This window comes from Halorubrum sp. CBA1125 (assembly GCF_009742825.1).
Lineage (GTDB): Archaea > Halobacteriota > Halobacteria > Halobacteriales > Haloferacaceae > Halorubrum.
In genome coordinates this window covers 1-2431 of record NZ_WPCE01000293.1, presented here as the reverse complement: position 1 = coordinate 2431, position 2431 = coordinate 1, and the positions used below count along the sequence as shown (strand labels likewise).

Sequence of the window (2431 nt, the reverse complement as noted above, 5' to 3'; positions counted from 1 at the left end):
GGTGTCACGCGGCACACGCGACATCTGCGCGCCGGCCGACCGAAGCGGTCATACGTTTAGAACCGCGCCCCGAGGGTCGGGTAATGGGAAACGCGGACCTGCGCGCCCTCGCGACGATCCGCGAGGTCGACTTCGCCGAGATCGAGGGGAGCGTGGTCGCCGTCGACGCGCACAACTGGCTGTACCGCTACCTCACGACCACGGTGAAGTGGACGTCAGACGAGGCGTACACGACCGACGACGGCGTCGAGGTCGCCAACCTGATCGGCGTCGTCCAGGGGCTCCCGAAGTTCTTCGAGCACGACCTCGTCCCGGTGATGGTGTTCGACGGAGCCGTCACCGACCTGAAGGCCGACGAAGTCGCGGAGCGGCGCGAGCAGCGCGAGCGCGCCGAGGAGCGCCGGGCGGCGGCCGAGGAACGCGGCGACGCGGTCGAGGCGGCCCGGCTGGAGGCGCAAACCCAGCGGCTCACCGACGCGATCCAGGAGACGACCCGCGAGCTGCTCCGGCTGCTCGACGTGCCGATCGTCGAGGCGCCGGCGGAGGGCGAGGCGCAGTGCGCGCACATGGCCGCGACGGGAACGGTCGATCACGCCGGCAGCGAGGACTACGACACCCTGCTGTTCGGCGCGCCGACGACGCTCCGACAGCTCACGAGCAAGGGGAACCCGGAGCTGATGGACCTGGCGGCGACGCTCGACGACCTCGGGCTGGACCGGCAGGGGCTCGTCGACGTCGCATTGCTGTGTGGCACCGACTTCAACGAGGGTGTCCGCGGGATCGGGCCGAAGACCGCCGTCTCAGCGGTGCGAGAACACGGCGACCTCTGGGGCGTGCTCGACGCGCGCGACGCGGCGATCCCGAACGCCGAGGCGGTCCGCGAGCTGTTCATGGACCCGCCGGTCGCGGACGCGACGTCGACACCGCCGTGAACCCGGACGTCGAGGCCGCCCGCGCGTACGTCGTCGACGAGTGGGGCGTCGCCGCCGACGAGGTCGAACGCGGGTTCGAGCGCATCGCGGAGTCGCAGGTCCAGACCGGGCTCGACCGGTGGACGTGACGGCGAACGGCTCACGGACCCTGGCCGACGGGTCGCGGCTCGCCGCCGCGCCGCGGTCCGGCGTGAACATACCTTTTATTTCCTCGTCGTCAGAAGGGTGACCCACACGTGTCGCGGACCGCTTCCCTGATCCCGACGTCTGCTCGCGGCCCGCTCGCGACCCGCCCGTGGGCCGGCACCCAGCTGGCGACGCGGGGTCGCGAACCAGCACCGAGCGACCCGCGACGACGCTTCTGACAATGAGCTTCGACGTGCCCGACGACCGACGGTATCTGGAATCGCACGAGTGGACGACGACCGGCGGCGACACGGTCCGGGTCGGCGTCTCCGACTTCGCGCAGGACGAGCTGGGCGACGTCGTCTTCGTCGAGCTTCCCGAGGTCGGCGGTACGGTGACCGCCGGTGAGACGTTCGGCGTCGTCGAGTCGATCAAGGCCGTCTCGGACCTGTACGCCCCCGTCTCCGGCGAGGTCGTCGCGGTCAACGAGACGCTGTTCGACCGGCCGGAGCTCGTCAACGAGGACCCGTACGGCGAGGGGTGGCTGCTCGAAGTCGCGGTCGACGACGAGGCCGACGACCTGCTCGACCCCGACGAGTACGAAGCCCAGATCGCCTGACTGCGGCGCGAGCAACGCGGACAGCGACACACGACACCCCATCATGACCACGCCACGCTTCGAGGGAGGGACCGGGACGGAGACGACGCGGGAACCGAGCGAAGGTGAGCGATGAGCGGGGCCGGCGGCTCCGGCGGATCCGACGACGCCGGCGTCGGCGAGACCGACGGCACCCCGTACGCGCCCCACACCGACGCCGAGACCGCGGCGATGCTCGCGGCGGTCGGCGTCGACGACGAGGAGGCGCTCTTCGACATCCCCGAGTCGGTCGCGTTCGACGGCGACTTCGGGATCGACGCGCGGACCGAGCGCGAGATCCGCGGGGAGTGCTCGCGGATTCTCGCGCGCAACGACGACCTCGTCGAGTTCCTCGGCCGCGGCCACTACGGCCACTACGTCCCGAGCGTCGTCGACCACCTGGCCGACCGCGCGGAGTTCCTCACGAGCTACACCCAGTACCAGCCGGAGATCGCCCAGGGGTTCCTCCAGGCGCTGTTCGAGTACCAGTCCGTGCTCGTCGAGCTGACCGGGATGCCGGTCGCGAACTGCTCGATGTACGACGCCGCCACCGCGCTCGGCGAGGCGGCGACGCTCGCGGCCCGGGTGCGGTCGACGACCGGCGACGTGGTGCTCGTCCCGGCGCACCTCCGCGAGGGGAAACGCGCGGTGGTCGAGAACTACTGTACCGGCGCCGACATGACCGTCGAGTCGTACCCGATGGCCGACGGGACCGCCGACGTCGACGCGATCGCCG

Annotated in this window: 1 protein-coding gene and 2 pseudogenes; all 3 read left to right on the top strand. The window is 71.1% G+C overall.

The features are described from left to right. The first annotated feature begins 83 nt into the window (after positions 1-83). Positions 84-1060 (top strand): annotated as a pseudogene (fen, locus tag GJ633_RS15850) (flap endonuclease-1). Between the two features lie 239 nt (positions 1061-1299). Then, entirely contained in the window at positions 1300-1677 is a 378-nt protein-coding gene (gene gcvH, locus GJ633_RS15845; protein ID WP_156589546.1) for a glycine cleavage system protein GcvH, read from the top strand. A gap of 111 nt (positions 1678-1788) precedes the next feature. Beyond that, positions 1789-2431: pseudogene (locus tag GJ633_RS15840) on the top strand (glycine dehydrogenase); the annotation flags it as partial.